This window comes from Streptomyces sp. RK62 (assembly GCF_018070255.1).
GTDB classification, from domain to species: domain Bacteria; phylum Actinomycetota; class Actinomycetes; order Streptomycetales; family Streptomycetaceae; genus Streptomyces; species Streptomyces nigra.
The window spans coordinates 96,827-117,095 of record NZ_JAGPYD010000017.1 but is presented as its reverse complement, the minus strand read 5'-3'; the positions used below and the strand labels follow the sequence as shown (position 1 = coordinate 117,095).

The window sequence follows — 20,269 nt, the reverse complement described above, 5'->3', positions numbered from 1 at the left end:
CCGTGACTCACACGCCCCGTACGACCCGCACGAGGCGATCGAGTGAGCCCTCGGGGGCATTCCGTCATGACACGCGCCATCTCTCTGCACGACGTGAGCAAGTCGTACACGCGGGGCGTCCGCGTCGTCGACCGGCTCTCCCTGGACATCCGGCCCGGCGAGTTCCTCGTCCTCCTCGGCCCCTCCGGCTGCGGCAAGTCCACCGTGCTCCGCATGATCGCCGGCCTGGAGGAGATCGACGAGGGCGAACTGCTGCTGGACGGCGAGCACGCCAACGAACTGCTGCCCGCGGAGCGCCGGATGGCCATGGTCTTCCAGAACTTCGCGCTCTACCCGAGCATGACCAGCCGCGACAACATCGGCTTCCCGCTGCGCATCGAGACGCCCGGCGCCGACCCGCGCGCCCGGGTCGAGGCCACCGCCCGCATGCTCGGCATCGAGGAGCTGCTCGACCGCTTCCCCGGCCAGCTCTCCGGCGGCGAACGCCAGCGCGTCGCCATGGGCCGGGCCATCGCCCGCCGCCCCACCGCGTTCCTGATGGACGAGCCGCTGTCCAACCTCGACGCCAAGCTGCGCAACCATCTGCGCGCCGAGATATCGGGCCTGACCCGCACGCTCGGCGTCACCACCGTCTACGTCACCCACGACCAGGCCGAGGCCATGTCGCTCGGCGACCGGGTCGCCGTCCTGCGCGGCGGCGTCCTCCAGCAGGTCGGCACCCCGCGCACGGTCTACGCGCTGCCTCGCAACGTCTTCGTCGCCGCCTTCATCGGCACCCCGCGCATCAACCTGCTGCGCGGCGTCGTCCGCGCGCCGCTCGACGGCGCCATGACGATCAGCCTCGGCAAGCAGTTCCTGCGGCTGCCCGAACCCCTCAGCCTCGACCACCAGTTGCTCCGGGTCCAGCAGGGCCGCGAGGTCATCGTGGGTCTGCGCTCGGAGGCGGTGCGGATCGGCGACCGGTCCGCCGCCCGGCCCGGGGAGGCGCTCATCACGGGCCTGGTGGAGCATGTGGAGTTCCAGGGGCACGAGGTGCTCGTCCACTTCAACACCGGCTCCCGGTCCGCCGTCGTCCCCGATCTGGAGGCGCCGCGCCCCGCCCCGGCCGGACGCCGGCGCCGCCGCGACGGCGGCACGGTGCTGGAACGGCTGCGCGGCCGGGCGGGCGCCCTGCGGGCCGGTCCCGTGGTCGCGGTCGAGGAACCCGCCGGGCCCGCCGTCGAACCGGCGCCGCCCGAGGGACGGCTCCCGGGCGACCTCATCGTGCGCACCACGCCCGACTACGCGCTGCGGCACGGCATGCAGGTGCCGCTGCTCGTCGACATCGCCCATCTGTTCGTCTTCGACCAGCACGGCGACCGCATCTGCCCCGCCCCGGCGCGGCTGCCCGACCTGGAGGAGTGAGCGGACGGAGTGCCTTCCGGGGCGGCCGATCCCCTGGGGTCCCTGGCGCGCTAAAACTATCGCCGCTAGTTTGTGAGCCGGACGACTAGTTTGGTGAGCCGGACGACCCCAGCCGGAACGACGAGCGCGCAGGCGGCCGGCCGACGGCCCGCCCCGGGAGGAACCGCCATGAAGGCACACGACGGCATGTACATCGACGGAGCCTGGCGCCCCGCCGCGGGCCAGGACGTCATCGAGGTGGTGAACCCGGCCGACGAGCAGGTCCTCGGCACGGTCCCGGCGGGCACCGCCGCCGACGTCGACACCGCCGTACGGGCCGCCCGCGCCGCGCTCCCGGGCTGGGCCGCCACCCCGCCCGCCGAGCGCGCCGCGCGGCTGACCGCCCTGCGGGACGTCCTCGACGCCCGCCGGGACGAGATCGCCGAGACGGTCACCGCCGAACTCGGCGCCCCGCTGAAGTTCTCCCAGGCCGTCCACGCGGCCGTGCCCATCGCGGTCGCCGGCTCGTACGCGGAGCTGGCGGGCACGTATGCCTTCGAGGAGAAGGTCGGCAACTCGACCGTGTACCAGGAGCCGATCGGCGTGGTCGGCGCCATCACGCCCTGGAACTACCCGCTCCACCAGATCGTCGCCAAGGCCGCCCCGGCGCTGGCCGCGGGCTGCACGATCGTCCTGAAGCCCGCCGAGAACACCCCGCTGGTCGCCCAGCTGTTCGCCGAGGCCGTCCATGAGGCCGGCCTCCCCGCGGGCGTCTTCAACCTGGTCACCGGCCTCGGCCCGGTCGCCGGACAGGCGCTCGCCGAGCACCCGGGCGTCGACCTGGTCTCCTTCACCGGCTCCACGGCCGTCGGACGGCACATCGCCTCGATCGCCGGAGCCGCCGTCAAGAAGGTCGCCCTGGAACTCGGCGGCAAGTCCGCCAACGTCGTCCTGCCGGACGCCGACCTCGCCAAGGCGGTCAACGTCGGCGTCGCCAACGTGATGTCCAACTCCGGTCAGACGTGCAGCGCCTGGACCCGCATGCTCGTCCACCGCGACCAGTACGACGAGGCCGTGGAGCTGGCCGCGCAGGCCGCCGCCAAGTACGGCGAGCGCATCGGCCCCGTGGTCAGCGCCCGGCAGCAGGAGCGGGTGCTCGGCTACATCGGCAAGGGCGTGGCGGAAGGCGCCCGGCTGGTCGCGGGGAGCACCGAACCGCCGCGCGAGACCGGGTACTTCGTCAGCCCGACCGTCTTCGCCGACGTCACCCCCGACATGACGATCGCCCAGGAGGAGATCTTCGGCCCCGTCCTGTCGGTCCTGCGCTACGAGGACGAGGAGGACGCCCTGCGGATCGCCAACGGGACCGTCTACGGGCTCGCGGGCGCCGTCTGGGCCGGGGACGAGGCGCGCGCCGTGGCCTTCGCGCGCCGTATGGACACCGGTCAGGTCGACATCAACGGCGGCCGCTTCAACCCGCTGGCCCCCTTCGGCGGCTACAAGCAGTCCGGCGTCGGCCGGGAACTCGGCGCCCACGGCCTCGCCGAGTACCTCCAGACCAAATCCCTGCAGTTCTGAGCCCCGTCACCAGCCCTTCGCGCACCGAGGAGTCGTCCGCCATGGCCGTCCGCGCCGCCGTCCTGCCCGCCGTCGGGGCCCCGCTCGAGGTCACCGAGATCGTCCTGCCCGACCCCGGACCCGGCCAGGTCCGCGTCCGGCTCGCCGCCGCCGGCGTCTGCCACTCCGATCTGTCGCTGTCGGACGGGACCATGCGCGTCCCCGTGCCCGCCGTGCTCGGCCATGAGGGCGCCGGCACCGTCGTCACCGTCGGCGAGGGCGTCACGGCCGTCGCGCCCGGCGACCCGGTCGTCCTGAACTGGGCGCCGTCCTGCGGCAGTTGCCACGCCTGCGGCCTCGGTGAGGTGTGGCTGTGCGCCAACGCGCTGAACGGCGCCGCGAACGTCCACGCCCGGGCCACCGACGGCACCGAACTGCACCCCGGCCTGAACGTCGCCGCGTTCGCCGAGGAGACGGTCGTCGCGGCGAACTGCGTGCTGCCCCTGCCGGACGGCGTCCCGCTCACCGACGCCGCCCTGCTCGGCTGCGCCGTCCTCACCGGGTACGGCGCCGTCCACCACTCGGCGCGGGTCCGGGCCGGCGAGAGCGTCGCCGTGTTCGGCGTCGGCGGTGTGGGCCTGGCCGCGCTCCAGTCGGCCCGTATCGCGGGCGCCGGGCGGATCGTGGCCGTCGACGTCTCCCCGGCGAAGGAGGAGCTGGCACGCGCGGCGGGCGCCACCGACTACGTCGTCGCCTCCGAGAACACCGCCCGGGAGATCCGCGGCCTGACCGGCAAGCAGGGGGTGGACGTGGCGATCGAGTGCGTCGGCCGCGCCGCCACGATCCGCGCCGCCTGGGACTCCACCCGCCGCGGCGGCCGCACCACGGTCGTCGGCATCGGCGGCAAGGACCAGCAGGTCACCTTCAACGCCCTGGAGATCTTCCACTGGGGCCGTACCCTCGCCGGCTGCGTCTACGGCAACTCCGACCCGGCGCGGGACGTGCCCGTCCTCGTCGGGCACGTCCGGGAGGGCGGCCTCGACCTCGGCGCCCTGGTGACCGAGCGGATCGCCCTGGACGGCATCCCGGCCGCCTTCGAGAACATGCTCGCCGGAAAGGGGGGCCGGGCCCTGGTCGTCTTCTGACGGACCCGGCGGTCAGGCCCCGGTCACAGCGACTCGTGGGTCCGCCCGGTGCGCGGCGCCTTCGCCACGACCCGGGCGGACCGCGCGCCCGACCGCGACACGGCGACCCCGGCCAGGCACAGCGCCCCGCCCGCCAGCGTGAACAGCCCCGGCACCTCGTCCAGCACCAGCCACGACATCAGCACCACCAGCGCGGGCACCGCGTACGTCGTCGCCCCCATCCGGCTGGCGGTCGTCCGGGCCAGCGCGTACGCCCAGGTGGTGAAGGCCAGCGCGAGCGAGAACACGCCCAGGTACACCATGTGCAGCGTGGCCGGCAGCGAGGCGCGCCCCACGTCCGTGACCAGCTGCCCGGCGAACGGCAGACACAGCACGGCGCCGACCAGACAGCCGTACGTCGTCACCTGCAGCGCGCTCGCGTGGCCCAGCGCCGGCTTCTGCGCGACGACCCCGCCCGCGTAGCCGACGGCGGCCAGCAGGCACAGGCCGACACCCAGCACCGAGGAACCGCCCCCGCCCGACATCGACACGCCCACGGTGACCGCGCCGGCGAAGGAGACCGCCATCCCGGCGAGCAGCCGCGGCGGCATCGGGTCGCCGAGCAGCCGGGCGCCCAGCAGGGCGATGAGGAGCGGCCCCACGTTCACCACGAGGGCCGCGGTGCCCGCGTCCACCTCCTGCTCGCCCCAGTTCAGCACCACGCTGTAGAGGCCGAACCAGAGCAGGCCCGATATCGCGACACCGGGCCAGGCGGCGCGCGGCGGCGGTCCCTCGCGCCGGACGAGACACAGGGCGCCCAGCACCGCCGCGCCGACGAGCAGCCGTCCGAGCGCCAGCGCGCCCGGCGAGTACTCCTCGCCCGCGCGGCGGATCGACACGAACGCCGAGGCCCACAGCACGACGGTGACGGTGGCGGCGCCCGCGGCGAGCAGCCCGGCGCGGCGGGACGGGGAGGCGGGGGAGGAGGTCATCATGCTCCGAGTCTCGGGACGGGGTGGGTGTGGATCGTGGACCGGGATCGGGGCCCGGCGAAAGTGGTTTTCGGTCACCGGCCTTGAGGACGGCGGCCTTCAAGCACGGGCTTCAGGCACCGGCTTCAGTGCAGGGCGTCCGCCTCGACGCCGAGCAGGTCCTGGAAGGCCCGTTCCCCGGCGGCGGTCACCTTCACGGCCCGCTCCGAGCCGATCCGTACGCACCACCCGGCGTCCAGCGCGTGCCGGCACAGGGCGGCGCCCGCGACCCCGGCGAGATGCGGCCGGCGTTCGGTCCAGTCGAGGCAGGCGCGGGCCAGCGGCCGGCGCCCGGTCCGCTCCAGCGGGATGCCGGCGGCGGCGAACCAGCCGACGCCCGCGTCGGTCAGGGCGAACCCGGTGTCCTGGCGCAGCAGCCCGCGCGAGGTCAGCGCGTCGGTGAGCGCGATGCCGAGCCGCCCGGCGAGATGGTCGTAGCAGGTGCGGGCGCGGGCCATCGCCGAACCGGCGCCGGCCTCCCGCAGCGTCCGGGGCGCCGGCCGCGCTCCCGGGCTCACCTGTGCCACCAGGTCCTCCACCAGCTGGGCCGTCCGCGCGTCGGCCAGCCGTACGTACCGGTGCCGTCCCTGCCGCTCCTCGGTGAGCAGTCCGCCCGCGACGAGCTTGCCCAGGTGCTCGCTCAGGGTCGACGCGGCGACCCCGGCGTGCCGGGCCAGCTCACCGGCGGTCCAGGCCCGCCCGTCCAGCAGCGCCAGCAGACAGGCCGCCCGGGTCTCGTCGGCGATGAGCGCCGCGAGCCGGGCGAGGGACGGTGCCTGGGGTTCTCTGGAGGCCATACGTCCCAGGATGGGGCACGGACGCTTCGGTGGGGGCCGAAGAGTGCCCCGCCTCAGCTCTCGCCGGTCAGCCGCATGTACTGCTGGGCCAGTCCGTCGAGCAGGGCGGCGAGGCCCGTCTCGAAGGCCCGCTCGTCGACCTTCTCCTGCTGCTCGGCGAGGAGGTGGGCCTGGCCGAGGTGGGGGTAGTCGGCGGGGTCGTAGGCGTCGGCGTCGTCCACGAAGCCGCCGGCGAAGGAGCCGAGCGCCGAGCCCATGATGAAGTACCGCATCAGCGCGCCGATGGAGGTGGCCTGCGAGGCCGGCCAGCCCGCCTCGACCATCGCGCCGTAGACGGCGTCCGCGAGCCGCAGCGCCGCCGGGCGGCGGCCGGGGCCCCGGGCCAGCACCGGGACGATGTTGGGGTGGTCGCGCAGGGCCGCCCGGTAGGAGACCGCCCAGTCGTGCAGCGCCGTCCGCCAGTCCCGGCCGTCCTCGAACATCGACAGATCGACCTGGGCGCTCACCGAGTCCGCGACCGCCTCCAGGATCTCGTCCTTGGTGCGGAAGTGGTTGTAGAGGGACGGGCCGCTGACGCCCAGTTCGGCGGCGAGCCGGCGGGTGGAGAGGGCGGCCAGGCCCTCCGTGTCCACGAGTTCGCGGGCCGTCGCGACGATCCGGTCGTAGCTGAGGAGGGGCTTGCGCGGTCGGGCCATGGCGCACATAGTAGGGCTGCCCGATAGAAACTAGCAGCGTTAGTTTAACGGTGAGGTGTCCGCCGCATGAACCTGGAGCTCAGCGAGGAGCAGTCCGCCGTCCGCCGGCTCGCCCGGGACTTCGTGGACCGCGAGATCGCGCCGAACGCCGTCGCGTGGGACCGCGCGGAGGAAGTGGACCGCTCGATCGTCAAGAAGCTCGGCGAGGTCGGCTTCCTGGGCCTGACGATCGACGAGGAGTACGGCGGCTCCGGCGGCGACCATCTCGCGTACTGCCTGGTCACCGAGGAGCTGGGCCGGGGCGACTCGTCGGTGCGCGGCATCGTGTCGGTCTCGCTGGGCCTGGTCGCCAAGACGATCGCGGCCTGGGGGAGCGAGGAGCAGAAGCGGCGCTGGCTGCCCGGGCTCACCGGGGGCGACCTCGTCGGCTGCTTCGGCCTCACCGAGCCGGGCACCGGCTCCGACGCGGGCAGCCTCGCCACCCGGGCCGTACGCGACGGCGACGACTATGTGATCTCCGGCTCCAAGATGTTCATCACCAACGGCACCTGGGCCGACGTCGTGCTGCTCTTCGCCCGCTCCACCGACGCCCCCGGCCACAAGGGAGTCTCCGCCTTCCTGGTGCCCACGGACACACCCGGCCTGACCCGCCGCACGGTCCACGGCAAGCTCGGCCTGCGCGGCCAGGCCACCGCCGAACTGGTCCTCGACGAGGTCCGCGTGCCCGCGTCCGCCCTGCTGGGCGAGGAGGGCAAGGGCTTCTCCGTCGCCATGTCGGCGCTGGCCAAGGGCCGGATGTCGGTCGCCGCGGGCTGTGTGGGCATCGCCCAGGCCGCGCTGGACGCCGCCGTGCGGTACGCCGGGGAGCGCGAGCAGTTCGGCAAGCCCATCGCCGGGCACCAGCTGGTCCAGGAGCTGATCAGCGACATCGCCGTCGACGTGGACGCGGCCCGGCTGCTGACCTGGCGGGTCGCCGATCTGATCGACCGCGGGCTGCCCTTCGCCGTGGAGTCCTCCAAGGCCAAGCTGTTCGCCTCCGAGGCCGCCGTGCGGGCCGCCAACAACGCCCTGCAGGTCTACGGCGGCTACGGCTACATCGACGAGTACCCGGTGGGCAAGCTGCTGCGCGACGCCCGGGTGATGACCCTCTACGAGGGCACCAGCCAGATCCAGAAGCTGGTCATCGGGCGGGCGCTCACGGGGGTCTCCGCGTTCTGAGCACCGGCTGAGGCGTTCCGCGCACCGGCGGAACGGTTCTGAGCACCGGCTGAACCGTTCTGAGTACGGGCTGAGTACCCCGACGGATACCGGACCGGCCGCGGTGGCCCGAGCATGGGCCCATGAGTGACGCATCGGGCAAGTCCCAGAACACCGCGGCCTTCTACGGGCAGGCCGTCGCCTCCTTCGCCGTCGCCATGGCCGCGACCGCGATCGGCATCTTCAAACTGAACGCCGACGCCTGGGTGCGCGCCTTCCTGGCGATCGCCGTCCTGTACCTCGTCACGTCCGCGTTCACCCTCGCCAAGGTGATCCGCGACCGGCAGGACGCCACCGCGCCGCCCGCCTACCCGCCCTTCCCCAAGCACTGAGCGGAACGCCGGCCACCGCGCGCTAAGCGCCCGCTCACCTGGGGCGGTATGGTGGAGCCTCTGTCAGCGAGAGGGGCGAGTGAGCGATGAGTACGGCGGAGGACACGGCCGGCGGCGAGACGTCGGCGTGGGGTGAGGTCACGCCCGACGCGGCCCGGCGGCTGCTGATCGCCGCCGTGGAGGCCTTCGCCGAGCGCGGCTACCACGCCACGACGACCCGGGACATCGCGGGCCGCGCGGGCATGAGCCCGGCAGCGCTCTACATCCACTACAAGACCAAGGAGGAGCTCCTCCACCGGATCAGCCGCATCGGCCACGAGAAGGCGCTGGACATCCTGCGCACGGCGGCCCGGCGGGAGGGCACCCCGGCCGAGCGGCTCGCCGACGCGGTGGGCTCCTTCGTCCGCTGGCACGCCGGCGGGCGCACCACCGCCCGGGTCGTGCAGTACGAACTCGACTCGCTCGGCCCCGACGCCCGCGCCGAGATCCTCGCCCTGCGCCGGCAGTGCGACGCCGAGGTGCGCGGGATCATCGAGGAGGGCGTGGCGGCCGGCGACTTCGACGTCCTGGACGTCAAGGGCACCACCCTCGCCGTGCTGTCCCTCTGCATCGACGTGGCCCGCTGGTTCAACGTGTCCGGCCCCTGGACGCCGGACGAGGTCGGCGCGCTCTACGCCGACCTCGTGCTGCGGATGGTCGGGGCGTCGAAGTAGCCCCGGTTTTCTACAGGTAGTACCGGGAGACGGACTCGGCCACGCAGACGGGCTTGTCCCCGCCCTCGCGCTCCACGGTGAAGGCGACGCAGACCTGCACACCGCCCGGCACATCCGTGACGTCGGTGATGACGGCGGTGGCGCGCAGCCGTGAGCCGACGGGCACCGGGGCGGGGAAACGCACCTTGTTGGTGCCGTAGTTGACGCCCATCTTCACACCCTCGACCGCGATCAGCTGGGGGCCGAACAGCGGCAGCAGCGACAGCGTGAGGTAGCCGTGGGCGATCGTCGTCCCGAACGGGCCGGAGGCGGCCCTCTCCGGGTCGACATGGATCCACTGGTGGTCGCCGGTGGCCTCCGCGAACGTGTCGATCCGCTTCTGGTCGACCTCCAGCCAGTCGGTGTACCCCAGCTGCTCGCCCACCGCCGCCTTCAGGTCGTCGGCGCCGGTGAAGATCCTCGGCTCTGCCATGTCCAGGCCTCTCGCGTCACATGTCTCGGAAGGGCAACTCTAAGCAACTGCTTAGCATGCTAGGCCGCAGGGTGCCTGTCAACGGACCGGGGGAGTGACACGGTGGGTAGGTTGGGGGCGTGCCCCAGATTCCCGAGAAGATCCACGAACTCACGGTCGGCCAGCTGTCCGCCCGCAGCGGCGCCGCGGTGTCCGCCCTGCACTTCTACGAGTCCAAGGGCCTGATCACCAGCCGCCGCACCTCCGGGAACCAGCGCCGCTACACCCGTGACACCCTGCGCCGGGTCGCCTTCGTCCGGGCCGCTCAGCGCGTCGGCATCCCGCTGGCCACGATCCGGGAGGCGCTCGCCGAACTCCCCGAGGAACGCACGCCCACCCGCGAGGACTGGGCGCGGCTGTCCGAGGCGTGGCGCTCCGAGCTGGACGAGCGCATCAGCCGGCTCAACCGGCTGCGCGACCATCTCACCGACTGCATCGGCTGCGGCTGTCTCTCCCTGGACGGCTGTGTCCTGTCCAACCCGGACGACATCACCGGTGAGCGGCTGACGGGCTCGCGCCTGCTGGCCGAGCAGCGGGGGAACAGACGGCGGCAGGACGCCGAGCGCTCCTGACCGCACGTCACTCCGCTTGCGTCATACGAGAGTTCGCGAGCAGCCTCAGGGCCTCCGTCACCAAGTCGGCGTTGGAGCACGCCCGTTCACCGTCCGGCAGGACCAGTGTGTCCTCCAGGCCGATACGGGTCGCCAGCCCCAGCCGTCCCGCCAGCCGCAGCACCGGCCACGCGCCCCCCTCCTCCCCGTGCAGCAGTACCGGGCGGCCGTGGGCCGGGCCCAGTTCGGCGAGGAGCGCCCGGGCCGTCGTCACCGCGCCGTCCGGGTCGGGGTCGGTCACCTCCGCCAGTACGCGCAGCACACGCGGCCCGAGCGGGGACGCGGCGAACCGCGCGGCGCCGTCCGTGCCGGACCAGATGCCCGCCTCCACGCCCACGCCCCGCTCCAGCAGCGCGGCGGCCACCTCCTCGGCGCCCGGCTCGTGCCAGTTGACCGAGGCGTGGTCGGGCAGGACCGTCCACGCGCGGACGCGTGCCACCCGCGCCGCCGGGTCCGGTTCCGCCCAGGCGCCGGTCGTCACCCCGACCGTCACCCGCACCCGCTCCCGCAGCGCGGTGAGCACGGGCGTGAGCACTCCCGGCGACAGACTGTCCCGGCCGCAGGGGGACTTGGGGTGGACGTGCACATCCGTGGCCCCGGCGGCGACCGCGGAGGCGGCCGACTCCGCGACGGCCGACGGCGTGAGCGGCACGGCCGTACCGTCGCCCGCTCCCCGGGAACCGTTCAGACAGACCTGAAGCATGAACCCGATGGTGCCAGGCGGCACCGACAACGCGAGGACGCGGTCACGCGTCCCGAAGGAGGGGGTGCGGCATCCCCGGCGCACCCCCGACGTGCTGAGAACCCCGACGTATCGAGGACCTCGGACGTGCCGAGGCCCCCCGCGGGGGCTTCCCCCTACGCGGACACGAGCAGTCGCCGTCCGCGGCGCGCCGTCGCCAGCGCTTCCGGTGTGAGCACCGGGCGCGGCACCACGATGCCGCAGTCCGTGCAGACCGGGCCCGACGACGGTTCATGGGCCAGGTCGTACTTCCAGACCAGCCGGTCCCCGTCGCACACCGGGCAGTGCGAGCCCGGTTCGCGCTCCAGCGCGGAGATCAGCTTGCGCAGCACGTCGGCCAGCGGCTCGCGCGGATGCACCCGGGGGTCGTCGCACCAGGCGACGCCGAACCCGCCCCAGGTCAGCCGGTGCCAGTCGTCCACACTGCCCGGCCTGCGCAGTCCGTCGTGCTTCTCCTTCTTGCGACGCTCGGCGAACGCGACCTCGTAGGCCAGCCAGACCGAACGCGCCTCCTCCAACTCCTCCAACGCGGCCACGAGCCGCGCCGGCTCAGGAGAGCGGTCCTCCGGACCGAATCCCGCCCGGGAGCACAAGTGGTCCCAGGTCGCCCTGTGCCCGTACGGAGCGAACCGCTCAAGGCACTTGCGCAGTGAATAACGCCGCAGTGCCAGGTCGCACCGCGGATCGCGCACCTGTCTCGCCAGACTCCGGAAACCTGCCATCGCCCTGCACCTCCGTCACACCTGCACCTGTACTTCGGTCACTTCGGCGACACCGCGCCTCCTTCCCGCGCGGCGTTGACGAATAGACGTATCGACAAGCGATTCGGCTCCATCCGATGTCCGACGACCTCCCCTACGAGTCCTGGCGACCCGAATACCTGACGCATGTTCATCTTCAATCCCGGGGATACCGCCGGTAACGTCCCGGCCCACCCTCGTCGGTAGGAGCTGCCATGCCACGGCGTACCCCACGCAACGCCCCAGCCGCTCTGAGAACTCCCCGCGGATTCCCCGGGTTCCTGAAGGCCGCATCCGTATGCACGTTGATTGCCGGACTTTTGTCGCCTCTTTCCCCGGCGGTGACCCTGTCCGAGGCCGCAGCGGCCGAGCCGGCCGCCATCACCGACCACTGCGGAAGCCGGTGTTCCGACATCCTGCCGCCGGGCCAGAACGGCAACGCGACCCTGGCCCAGATCCTGCTCAACCAGGCGTTCGGCACCCTGCCCGAGCACGCGTCCGACCAGCTCGGGCCCTATGCCGCCCTGGCGAAGGGCCACACGGGCCTCACCGACGCGACGATCAGCTCCTTCTTCGACGACGCCTCCTTCGGCGTCCCCGCCGACCAGGTCGCCTCCACCGTGAAGCCCGGCGGGCGCGACGACGTGACGATCGTGCGGGACAAGAAGACGGGTGTGCCGCACATCATGGGGACGACCCGCTACGGCACGGAGTTCGGCGCCGGCTACGCGGCCGCCCAGGACCGGCTGTGGCTGATGGACGTCTTCCGGCACGTCGGACGCGGCCAGTTGACGTCCTTCGCGGGCGGCGCCCCCTCCAACCAGGGCCTGGAACAGCAGTTCTGGCGCAGCGCGCCCTACACCGAGGCCGAGCTGCGGGCGCAGATCGACAGCGCGGTCGCCAAGGGCGGTGAGCGCGGCCGGCAGGCCCTCGCCGACGCCACCGCCTACCTCGACGGCGTCAACAGCTATATCGACGCCTCCGACAGCGGCCGCTACTTCCCCGGCGAGTACGTCCTGACCGGCCACAAGGACTCGATCACCAACGCCGGCACCATCGAGCACTTCAAGCTGACGGACCTGGTCGCGCTCGCCTCCGTCATCGGCGCCCTCTTCGGCTCCGGGGGCGGCGGCGAGGTCGACAACGCGCTCACCCTGCTCGCCGCGCAGGAGAAGCACGGCGTCGTCGAGGGCACCCGGCTGTGGGAGTCGTTCCGGCAGCGCAACGACCCCGAGGCCGCCGTCACCGTCCACGGCAAGAGCTTCCCGTACGCCACGAAGCCCGCCGACCCGCAGGGCACGGCCCTCCCCGACGCCGGCTCGGTGACCGAGGAGCAACTGGTGTACGACCGGACCGGCAGCGCGGCCGGCGCCGCCGCGGGCGATGCCTCGACGACGGCCGCCGCCACCGCCCTCGGCTCGGCCCGGCGGGGCATGTCCAACGCGCTCGTCGTCAGCGGCGAGCACACCGCGAGCGGGCATCCGATCGCCGTGTTCGGGCCCCAGACCGGCTACTTCGCGCCCCAGCTGCTGCTCCTCCAGGAGATCCAGGGCCCCGGCATCAGCGCGCGCGGCGCCTCCTTCGCGGGCCTGAGCATGTACGTCGAGCTGGGCCGCGGCCAGGACTACGCGTGGAGCGCCACGACCTCGGGCCAGGACATCATCGACACCTACGCCGTCGAGCTCTGCCAGGACGACCACCACTACCTGTACCGCGGCACCTGCACGGCGATGGACCAGGTCGAGCAGAAGAACGCCTGGAAGCCGACGACCGCCGACGGCACCGCCGCGGGCTCGTACACGATGCGGGTGTGGCGGACCAAGTACGGCCCGGTGACGCACCGCGCGACCGTCGGCGGCAAGAAGGTCGCCTACACCAGCCTGCGCTCGTCGTATCTGCACGAGGTCGACTCGATCATCGGCTTCCAGATGCTGAACGACCCCGACTACGTCAAGGGCCCGGCGGACTTCCAGCGGGCCACGCAGCACATCAACTTCACCTTCAACTGGTTCTACGCCGACTCCGCGCACACCGCCTACCACAACAGCGGTGACAACCCGGTCCGGGCGGCCGGCGTCGACCCGGACTTCCCGGTCTGGGCGCGCCCGGCGCACGAGTGGCAGGGCTGGGACCCCGCCGGGAACACCGCGCGGTACACCCCGCCGTCCGAGCACCCCAACTCCGTCGACCAGGACTACTACATCTCCTGGAACAACAAGCAGGCCGCCGACTACAGCACCGCGCCCTGGGGCGACGGCTCCGTCCACCGGGGCGATCTGCTGGACGACCGGGTGCGCGCCCTGGTCGACCGGGGCGGCGTGACGCGGGCCGCGCTGGTCAAGGCGATGGCCGACGCGGGTCTCGCGGACCTGCGCGCCGAGGACGTCCTGCCCGGTCTGCTGCGGGTCGTCACCAGCTCACCGGTGACCGACCCGACGGCCGCCGCGGCGGTGACCAAGCTCCAGGCATGGGTGGCGGCGGGTGCCCGGCGCACCGAGACCTCGGCCGGCTCGAAGAAGTACGCCGACGCCGACGCGATCCGCATCCTGGACGCATGGTGGCCGCGGCTGGTGAAGGCCCAGTTCGAACCCGGGCTCGGCAGCGCCCTCTACACGGCGATGCAGCGCAACCTGCCCGTCGACGAGGCCCCGTCCGCCGGGCACGGCCCCACCGGGTCGCACGCCGGCAGCTCCTTCCAGTACGGCTGGTGGAGCTATGTCGACAAGGACATCCGTGCGGTGCTGGGTGAACCGGTCCGGGGCCCGCTCGACCGCGTTTACTGCGGCGGCGGCAGCCTCAGCGCCTGCCGGGATCTGTTGATCGGCACCCTGAAGGAGGCGGCGGGCCGAACGGCGGCCCAGGTCTACCCGGGCGACGAGCAGTGCGCGGCGGGCGACCAGTGGTGCGCCGACGCGATCGTGCAGCGCACCCTGGGCGGCATCAAGCACGGGAAGATCAGCTGGCAGAACCGGCCGACCTACCAGCAGGTCGTGGAGTTCACCTCGCACCGGTGACCCGGAGAGGCCCCGGCGCGGGGGCCGTGACCCCCGCGCCGGTCGCCTCACCGGTACAGCAGATACTCCCCGCGGACCCGGCGGAAGGCCGCCAGCTCGTGCTGCCAGCCCGCCACCACCTCGTCGGTGTCCGCGCCCGCGTCGATCATCGTGCGCACCTGGGTCGACCCGGTGAGCTTGTCGATCCAGTTGTCCGCGCGCCAGGCGAAGCCGCTCCAGGTCCGCTTCGCCGTCACCAGCAGCGCGACACCCGTGCGCACCGGGTCGAACGCGGCCCGGTCGTGCACATGGAGCTGCACCCCGCCGATGGTCTTCCCCTGGAACTTGGAGAAGGTCGGCGCGAAGTACGCCTCCCGGAACCGCACGCCGGGCAGCTCCAGTTCGTTCACGGCCGCCGCCCAGCGCCGGTCGACGCCCTCCGCGCCGAGCAGTTCGAACGGGCGGGTCGTGCCGCGCCCCTCCGACAGGTTGGTGCCCTCGAACAGACAGGTGCCCGCGTACACGAGCGCGGTGTCCGGGGTGGGCATGTTGGGGCTCGGCGGCACCCAGGGCAGCCCCGAGGCGTCGTAGAAGTCCGAGCGCTTCCAGCCCGTCATCCGCACGGTCTCCAGCGGGACGGGGGTGTCCAGGAACTCCCCGTTGAACAGCAGCGCCAGCTCGGCGACCGTCATGCCGTGCGCCTGCGCGATGGGCTGCCGCCCGACGAAGGTGGCGAACTCCTTGTGCAGGACGGGCCCGAGAGCGGCCCGGCCGGTCACCGGGTTGGGCCGGTCCAGCACGACGAAACGTTTCCCGGCGAGCTGGGCCGCCTCCATGCAGTCGTACAGGGTCCAGATGTAGGTGTAGAAGCGGGCGCCGGCGTCCTGGATGTCGAAGACGACCGTGTCGACGCCGGACGCCGTGAAGATGTCGGCCAGCGGCCGGCCGCTCTTGAGGTAGGTGTCGTAGACCGGCAGGCCGGTGGCCGGGTCGTCGTGGCGGCCCTCCGAGCCGCCCGCCTGCGCGGTGCCGCGGAAGCCGTGCTCGGGGCCGAAGACGGCCGTCAGGTCCACCCGGTCGTCGTCGTGCATGACGTCCACGATGTGGCGGACGTCCCGGGTCACGCCGGTGGGGTTGGTGACGATCCCGACCTTCTGGCCGTCGAGGAGCGCGTAGCCGTCCGCCGCGAGCCGTTCGAAACCGGTGCGCAGCCGCGTGGTGCGCGGTGCCGCCGAGGCCGGGGAGGAGACGGAGGCCGCTGTCGCCGCCGTGGTCGCTGCGAGAAGAGCTCGTCTGGAGAGGCGCATGGGGTGCACCGTATTGCCCGTGCGGAGCGCAGGGAAGGTGCCGGAGCCGGGTGGCGCAAGCCCTTTCACAGCCCTTCCCTGGAACATACCGACCGGTTAGTCTGACCTCGCCAGGAGCCGCAGTCGAAGGAGACCGATGGTGCAAGCCGTGCAGGACGCCGCAGTCGTCGTCACCGGGGCCGGAGGGGGCATCGGCGCCGCGCTGGCCCGGCGGTTCGCGGCCGCCGGGGCCCGGGTCGCCGTCAACGACCTGGACCCCGCGAAGGCGCGGGCGGTCGCCGAGGAGATCGGAGGCCTCGCCGTCCCCGGCGACGCCTCCGCGATCGTCGCCGAGGCCCGTGACGCGCTCGGCGGCACGATCGACGTCTGGTGCGCCAACGCGGGCGTCGCCTTCGCCGGGGACGACCCCGGCGCACCGCTCGACGAGCAGGCGTGGGCGACGTCCTGGGACGTCAACGTCATGGCCCATGTGCGGGCTGCACAGGCCCTGCTGCCCGACTGGCTGGAGCGCGGCAGCGGCCGTTTCGTCTCCACCGTGTCGGCCGCCGGACTGCTCACCATGATCGGCGCCGCGCCCTACGCCGTCACCAAGCACGGCGCCCTCGCCTTCGCCGAATACCTGTCGCTGACGTACCGGCACCGCGGGATCAAGGTCCACGCCATCTGCCCGCAGGGTGTGCGCACCGACATGCTGGACGCCACGGGCAGCGCCGGCGACCTGGTGCTGAAGCCCACCGCCATCGCCCCCGAGGACGTGGCGGACGCCCTGTTCAAGGGCATCGAGGAGGACCGCTTCCTGATCCTCCCGCACCCCGAGGTCGCCGGGTACTACGAGTCGCGGGCCGCCGCCCCCGACCGCTGGCTGGCCGGGATGAACCACCTCCAGCAGCGCTGGGAGGAGGCCCGGTGACCGCCTCCCGCTACGCCGCCAAGCCGTGGCTGGCCCTGCTCACCGAGGCCCAGCGCGCCCCCGTCGCACCGGACGACTCCCTGGTGCACGCCCTGCGCCGGGTCGCCGCCGAGACCCCCGACCGGGTCTGCCTCGCCTACTTCGACGGGCGTCTGACGTACCGCGAGGTCGACGAGCTCAGCGACTCCGTCGCCGGGCACCTCGCCGCCCGCGGCCTGGAGCCCGGCGACCGGGTCGCCATCCTGCTGCAGAACTCCCCGCACTTCGTGCTCGCCGCGCTCGGCGCCTGGAAGGCCGGCGCGATCGTCGTCCCCGTCAACCCGATGTACAAGTCGGCCGAGGTCGGGCACGTCCTGCGGGACGGCGAGGTGGCCGCCCTCGTCTGCTCCGGCCGCGCCTGGGAGACGTATCTGCGCACGACGGCCGCGGACTCCCCGGTGAAGATCGTGCTCACCGCCTGCGAGGCGGACCTCCAGACCCGCGACGACCCCCGGGTGAGCGGCCTCGACCGGCTCCCGGCCCCCGCGGACACCGACGACCTCACCGCCGTCGCCCGCGCCGGGCACCCCGCCCCCGAGGGCCGCGCCCCGGAGCCGTCCGGCACCGCCCTGATCAGCTACACCTCGGGCACCAGCGGCACCCCCAAGGGCGCCACCAACACCCACCGCAACATCCTCTACAACGCCGAGCGGCAGCGGACCGGACTCGAACTGCCCGACCCGCCCGTCTACTTCGCGCTCGCCCCGCTGTTCCACATCACCGGCATGGTCTGCCAGTTCGGCGCCTGCCTGGTCAGCGGGGGCACCCTGGTGCTCGCGTACCGCTTCGAGGCGGGCGTCGTCCTCGACGCCTTCGCGGAACACCGGCCGCACTACACCGTCGGCCCCTCGACGGCCTTCATGGCGCTCGCCGCCCACCCGGCCGTCACCCGCGAGCACTTCGCCTCGTTCCGCATGATCTCCTCCGGCGGCGCCCCCCTCCCGCCGGCCCTGGTCGAGCGGTTCCGGGACGCCCTCGGGCCGTACATCCGCAACGGCTACGGCCTCACCGAGTGCACCGCCCCCTGCGCCTCCGTGCCGCCCGGCCTCGAAGCCCCCGTCGACCCCGCCTCCGGGACCCTCGCCGTGGGCCTGCCGGGCCCCGACACGGTCGTACGGATCGTCGACGACCGGGGCGAGGAGGTGCCCTTCGGCGAGCAGGGCGAGATCGTCGTCCGCGGACCCCAGGTGATCCCCGGCTACTGGCGGCGGCCCGACGCCACCGCCGAGACCTTCCCGGACGGCGAACTGCGCACCGGAGACATCGGGTTCATGGACGCCGACGGCTGGCTGTACGTCGTCGACCGCAAGAAGGACATGATCAACGCGTCCGGCTTCAAGGTCTGGCCCCGCGAGGTCGAGGACGTACTGCACGCCCACCCCGACGTCCGGGAGGCGGCCGTCGTCGGCGTGCCCGACGGCTACCGCGGCGAGACCGTCAAGGCGTACATCAGCCTCCGTCCGGGTGCCGGGACCGACCCCGGTGAACTCGTCGCCCACTGCAGGGAGAGACTGGCCGCCTACAAATATCCGCGGCAGGTGGAGATCCTGCCCGACTTGCCCAAGACGGCTAGTGGGAAGATCCTCCGTCGGGAACTGCGTTCCCGAAGCAACGACGGATAGACACAGCAGGCGCACTTCTCGGAAGGCAGGTGGCGGCACAGTGGCCAGGACGACGGACGGTGACGGCACGCCCGTCCCGCAGCGGCTGCTCGCCGCCGCCACCCGGCTCTTCGCGGAGCAGGGCTACGACCGCACCTCGGTGCAGGAGATCGTGGAGGCGGCCGGCGTCACCAAGGGGGCGCTCTACCACTACTTCGGCTCCAAGGACGACCTTCTGCACGAGGTGTACGCCCGGGTGCTGCGCGTCCAGCAGGAGCGCCTGGACGCCTTCGCGGACGCCGACGAGCCCGTGGAGAAGCGGCTGCGGGGCGCCGCCGCGGACGTGGTGGTGACGACGATCGAGAACCTCGACGACGCCTCGATCTTCTTCCGCTCGATGCACCATCTGAGCCCCGAGAAGAACAAACTGGTGCGCGCCGAGCGCCGGCGCTACCACGAACGCTTCCGTGCGCTCATCGAGGAGGGCCAGCGCACCGGCGTCTTCTCCACGGCGACCCCGGCCGACCTCGTCGTCGACTACCACTTCGGCTCGGTCCACCATCTGTCCACGTGGTACCGGCCCGACGGCCCGCTCAGCCCGCAGGAGGTCGCCGACCACCTCGCCGACCTGCTGCTGCGCGCCCTGCGCCCCTGAACATGCCCGTGCGGGGCCCCGGTGGACTTCCACCGGGGCCCCGCACGCGTGCCGCTACAGGTACTTCTTCAGCTCCCGCCGCGCCAGCGACCGCTGGTGCACCTCGTCCGGCCCGTCGGCGATCATCAGCGTCCGCGCCGAGGCGTACAGCTCCGCGAGCGGGAAGTCCTGGCTGACGCCGCCCGCGCCGTACAGCTGGATCGCCCGGTCGATGATGTCGACGACCGCGCGCGGAGTGGCGATCTTGATGGCCTGGATCTCGGTGTGGGCGCCCCGGTTGCCGACGGTGTCCATCAGCCAGGCCGTCTTCAGCACCAGCAGCCGCAGCTGCTCGACGGTCACCCGGGCGTCCGCGATCCAGTTCTGCACCACGCCCTGCTGGGCGAGCGCCTTGCCGAACGCCGTACGGGACGCCGCCCGCCGGCACATCAGCTCGATCGCCCGCTCGGCCATGCCGATCAGCCGCATGCAGTGGTGGATGCGGCCGGGGCCGAGCCGGGCCTGGGCGATGGCGAAGCCGCCGCCCTCCTCGCCGACCAGGTTGGCCACGGGCACGCGCGCCTGGTCGAAGACCACCTCGGCGTGGCCGCCGTGCGAGTGGTCCTCGTAGCCGAAGACCCGCATCGCGCGCTTGACCGTGACGCCCGGGGTGTCCCGGGGCACCAGCACCATGGACTGCTGACGGCGGATGTCCGCGCCGTCCGGGTCCGTTTTGCCCATCACGATGAAGATCGCGCAGTCGGGGTTCATCGCGCCGGAGATGTACCACTTGCGGCCGGTGATGACGTACTCGTCGCCGTCCCGCTCGATCCGCGTGGTGATGTTGGTGGCGTCGGAGGACGCCACCTCCGGCTCGGTCATCGCGAACGCCGAGCGGATCTCGCCCGCGAGCAGCGGCTCCAGCCACTGCTTCTTCTGCCGCTCGTCGCCGAACTGGGCCAGCACCTCCATGTTCCCGGTGTCCGGCGCCGCGCAGTTCGTCGCGGTGGGCGCCAGATGCGGGGAGCGGCCGGTGATCTCGGCGAGCGGCGCGTACTGGAGGTTGGTGAGACCGGCGCCGTACTCGGTGTCCGGCAGGAAGAGGTTCCACAGGCCCTGCCGGCGGGCCTCGGCCTTCAGCTCCTCCACCACGGCCGGGGTGTCCCACGGCGAGGCCAGCAGGGCGCGCTGCTCCTCGGCCACGGCCTCGGCCGGGTAGACGTGCTCGTCCATGAAGGCCAGCAGTTTCGCGCGGAGTTCCTCGGTGCGCGCGTCGAACGCGAAGTCCATGT

19 protein-coding genes are annotated in these 20,269 nt (G+C 72.8%); 11 read left to right on the top strand and 8 right to left on the bottom strand.

Translation table 11 applies throughout. The annotated features are described in order from the left end of the window. The first annotated feature begins 66 nt into the window (after window positions 1-66). The 3 genes from KBY32_RS29470 (at window position 67) to KBY32_RS29460 (ending at window position 4,085) form a co-directional block, all read left to right on the top strand. Window positions 67-1,404 carry an ABC transporter ATP-binding protein gene (locus KBY32_RS29470; RefSeq protein ID WP_055622813.1) on the top strand — a complete coding sequence of 446 codons (1,338 nt, stop codon included), beginning with the start codon at window positions 67-69 and terminating at the stop codon, window positions 1,402-1,404. Window positions 1,405-1,572: 168 nt separating this feature from the next. Beyond that, the gene (locus tag KBY32_RS29465; RefSeq protein ID WP_210982240.1) at window positions 1,573-2,961 is read left to right on the top strand and encodes an aldehyde dehydrogenase family protein; all 1,389 of its coding nucleotides are present in this window, start codon (window positions 1,573-1,575) and stop codon (window positions 2,959-2,961) included. Window positions 2,962-3,002: 41 nt separating this feature from the next. Continuing rightward, window positions 3,003-4,085 carry a Zn-dependent alcohol dehydrogenase gene (locus tag KBY32_RS29460; RefSeq protein WP_210982239.1) on the top strand — a complete coding sequence of 361 codons (1,083 nt, stop codon included), beginning with the start codon at window positions 3,003-3,005 and terminating at the stop codon, window positions 4,083-4,085. 23 nt (window positions 4,086-4,108) lie between these two features. Here the strand turns inward: KBY32_RS29460 and KBY32_RS29455 are convergent, their stop codons facing one another. From KBY32_RS29455 to KBY32_RS29445, 3 genes are all read right to left on the bottom strand, one after another. Next, a complete protein-coding gene (locus KBY32_RS29455) occupies window positions 4,109-5,059 on the bottom strand; it encodes a DMT family transporter (RefSeq protein ID WP_055622816.1) in 951 nt (316 codons plus the stop codon). Between the two features lie 122 nt (window positions 5,060-5,181). Then, window positions 5,182-5,892 (bottom strand): helix-turn-helix transcriptional regulator, encoded by a 711-nt coding sequence (locus KBY32_RS29450; RefSeq protein WP_210982238.1) that lies wholly within the window; start codon window positions 5,890-5,892, stop codon window positions 5,182-5,184. A 53-nt stretch (window positions 5,893-5,945) separates the two neighbouring features. Further along, the gene (locus KBY32_RS29445; protein ID WP_210982237.1) at window positions 5,946-6,587 is read right to left on the bottom strand and encodes a TetR/AcrR family transcriptional regulator; all 642 of its coding nucleotides are present in this window, start codon (window positions 6,585-6,587) and stop codon (window positions 5,946-5,948) included. A gap of 66 nt (window positions 6,588-6,653) precedes the next feature. On the opposite strand from KBY32_RS29445, the gene KBY32_RS29440 reads away from it, so the two are divergent. The 3 genes from KBY32_RS29440 to KBY32_RS29430 all read left to right on the top strand — a co-directional run bounded on the left by KBY32_RS29440 (window position 6,654) and on the right by KBY32_RS29430 (window position 8,889). Further along, window positions 6,654-7,805: an acyl-CoA dehydrogenase family protein gene (locus tag KBY32_RS29440; RefSeq protein ID WP_210982236.1), complete on the top strand. Its 1,152-nt coding sequence runs from the start codon at window positions 6,654-6,656 to the stop codon at window positions 7,803-7,805. Window positions 7,806-7,927: 122 nt separating this feature from the next. Then, on the top strand, window positions 7,928-8,176 hold the full coding sequence (locus KBY32_RS29435) for a YiaA/YiaB family inner membrane protein (protein ID WP_055622820.1): 249 nt from the start codon (window positions 7,928-7,930) through the stop codon (window positions 8,174-8,176). An 86-nt stretch (window positions 8,177-8,262) separates the two neighbouring features. Then, the gene (locus tag KBY32_RS29430) at window positions 8,263-8,889 is read left to right on the top strand and encodes a TetR/AcrR family transcriptional regulator (protein ID WP_055622821.1); all 627 of its coding nucleotides are present in this window, start codon (window positions 8,263-8,265) and stop codon (window positions 8,887-8,889) included. Window positions 8,890-8,899: 10 nt separating this feature from the next. Here KBY32_RS29430 and KBY32_RS29425 read toward each other — a convergent pair whose 3' ends face one another. Beyond that, window positions 8,900-9,361 (bottom strand): MaoC family dehydratase, encoded by a 462-nt coding sequence (locus KBY32_RS29425; RefSeq protein WP_055622822.1) that lies wholly within the window; start codon window positions 9,359-9,361, stop codon window positions 8,900-8,902. A gap of 119 nt (window positions 9,362-9,480) precedes the next feature. Here KBY32_RS29425 and soxR point away from each other — a divergent pair, with 119 nt between their 5' ends. Beyond that, window positions 9,481-9,972, top strand: a complete 492-nt coding sequence (gene soxR, locus KBY32_RS29420) for a redox-sensitive transcriptional activator SoxR (RefSeq protein WP_210982235.1) — start codon at window positions 9,481-9,483, stop codon at window positions 9,970-9,972. Between the two features lie 7 nt (window positions 9,973-9,979). Here soxR and KBY32_RS29415 read toward each other — a convergent pair whose 3' ends face one another. Next, window positions 9,980-10,714, bottom strand: a complete 735-nt coding sequence (locus tag KBY32_RS29415) for a 3-keto-5-aminohexanoate cleavage protein (protein WP_210982234.1) — start codon at window positions 10,712-10,714, stop codon at window positions 9,980-9,982. A gap of 155 nt (window positions 10,715-10,869) precedes the next feature. Then, entirely contained in the window at window positions 10,870-11,475 is a 606-nt protein-coding gene (locus KBY32_RS29410) for a hypothetical protein (RefSeq protein ID WP_108706124.1), read from the bottom strand. Window positions 11,476-11,708: 233 nt separating this feature from the next. Here KBY32_RS29410 and KBY32_RS29405 point away from each other — a divergent pair, with 233 nt between their 5' ends. After that, window positions 11,709-14,507, top strand: coding sequence for a penicillin acylase family protein (locus KBY32_RS29405; RefSeq protein WP_210982233.1), 2,799 nt, complete (start codon window positions 11,709-11,711; stop codon window positions 14,505-14,507). Between the two features lie 47 nt (window positions 14,508-14,554). Here the strand turns inward: KBY32_RS29405 and KBY32_RS29400 are convergent, their stop codons facing one another. Then, window positions 14,555-15,793: an exo-beta-N-acetylmuramidase NamZ domain-containing protein gene (locus tag KBY32_RS29400; protein ID WP_210982232.1), complete on the bottom strand. Its 1,239-nt coding sequence runs from the start codon at window positions 15,791-15,793 to the stop codon at window positions 14,555-14,557. Window positions 15,794-15,929: 136 nt separating this feature from the next. Here KBY32_RS29400 and KBY32_RS29395 point away from each other — a divergent pair, with 136 nt between their 5' ends. Genes KBY32_RS29395 through KBY32_RS29385 form a run of 3 tightly spaced genes read left to right on the top strand, consistent with a single transcriptional unit; the run spans window position 15,930 to window position 18,998 of the window. Next, window positions 15,930-16,703 (top strand): SDR family oxidoreductase, encoded by a 774-nt coding sequence (locus KBY32_RS29395; protein ID WP_210982231.1) that lies wholly within the window; start codon window positions 15,930-15,932, stop codon window positions 16,701-16,703. Beyond that, window positions 16,700-18,364, top strand: coding sequence for a class I adenylate-forming enzyme family protein (locus KBY32_RS29390; protein ID WP_210982230.1), 1,665 nt, complete (start codon window positions 16,700-16,702; stop codon window positions 18,362-18,364). Before KBY32_RS29395 ends, KBY32_RS29390 begins: the two co-directional genes overlap by 4 nt. Before the next feature lie 40 nt (window positions 18,365-18,404). Beyond that, complete coding sequence (locus KBY32_RS29385; RefSeq protein ID WP_055622830.1) at window positions 18,405-18,998, top strand: TetR/AcrR family transcriptional regulator; 594 nt, start codon at window positions 18,405-18,407, stop codon at window positions 18,996-18,998. Window positions 18,999-19,052: 54 nt separating this feature from the next. Here the strand turns inward: KBY32_RS29385 and KBY32_RS29380 are convergent, their stop codons facing one another. Then, entirely contained in the window at window positions 19,053-20,267 is a 1,215-nt protein-coding gene (locus tag KBY32_RS29380; RefSeq protein ID WP_115506300.1) for an acyl-CoA dehydrogenase family protein, read from the bottom strand. Window positions 20,268-20,269: the final 2 nt, after the last annotated feature.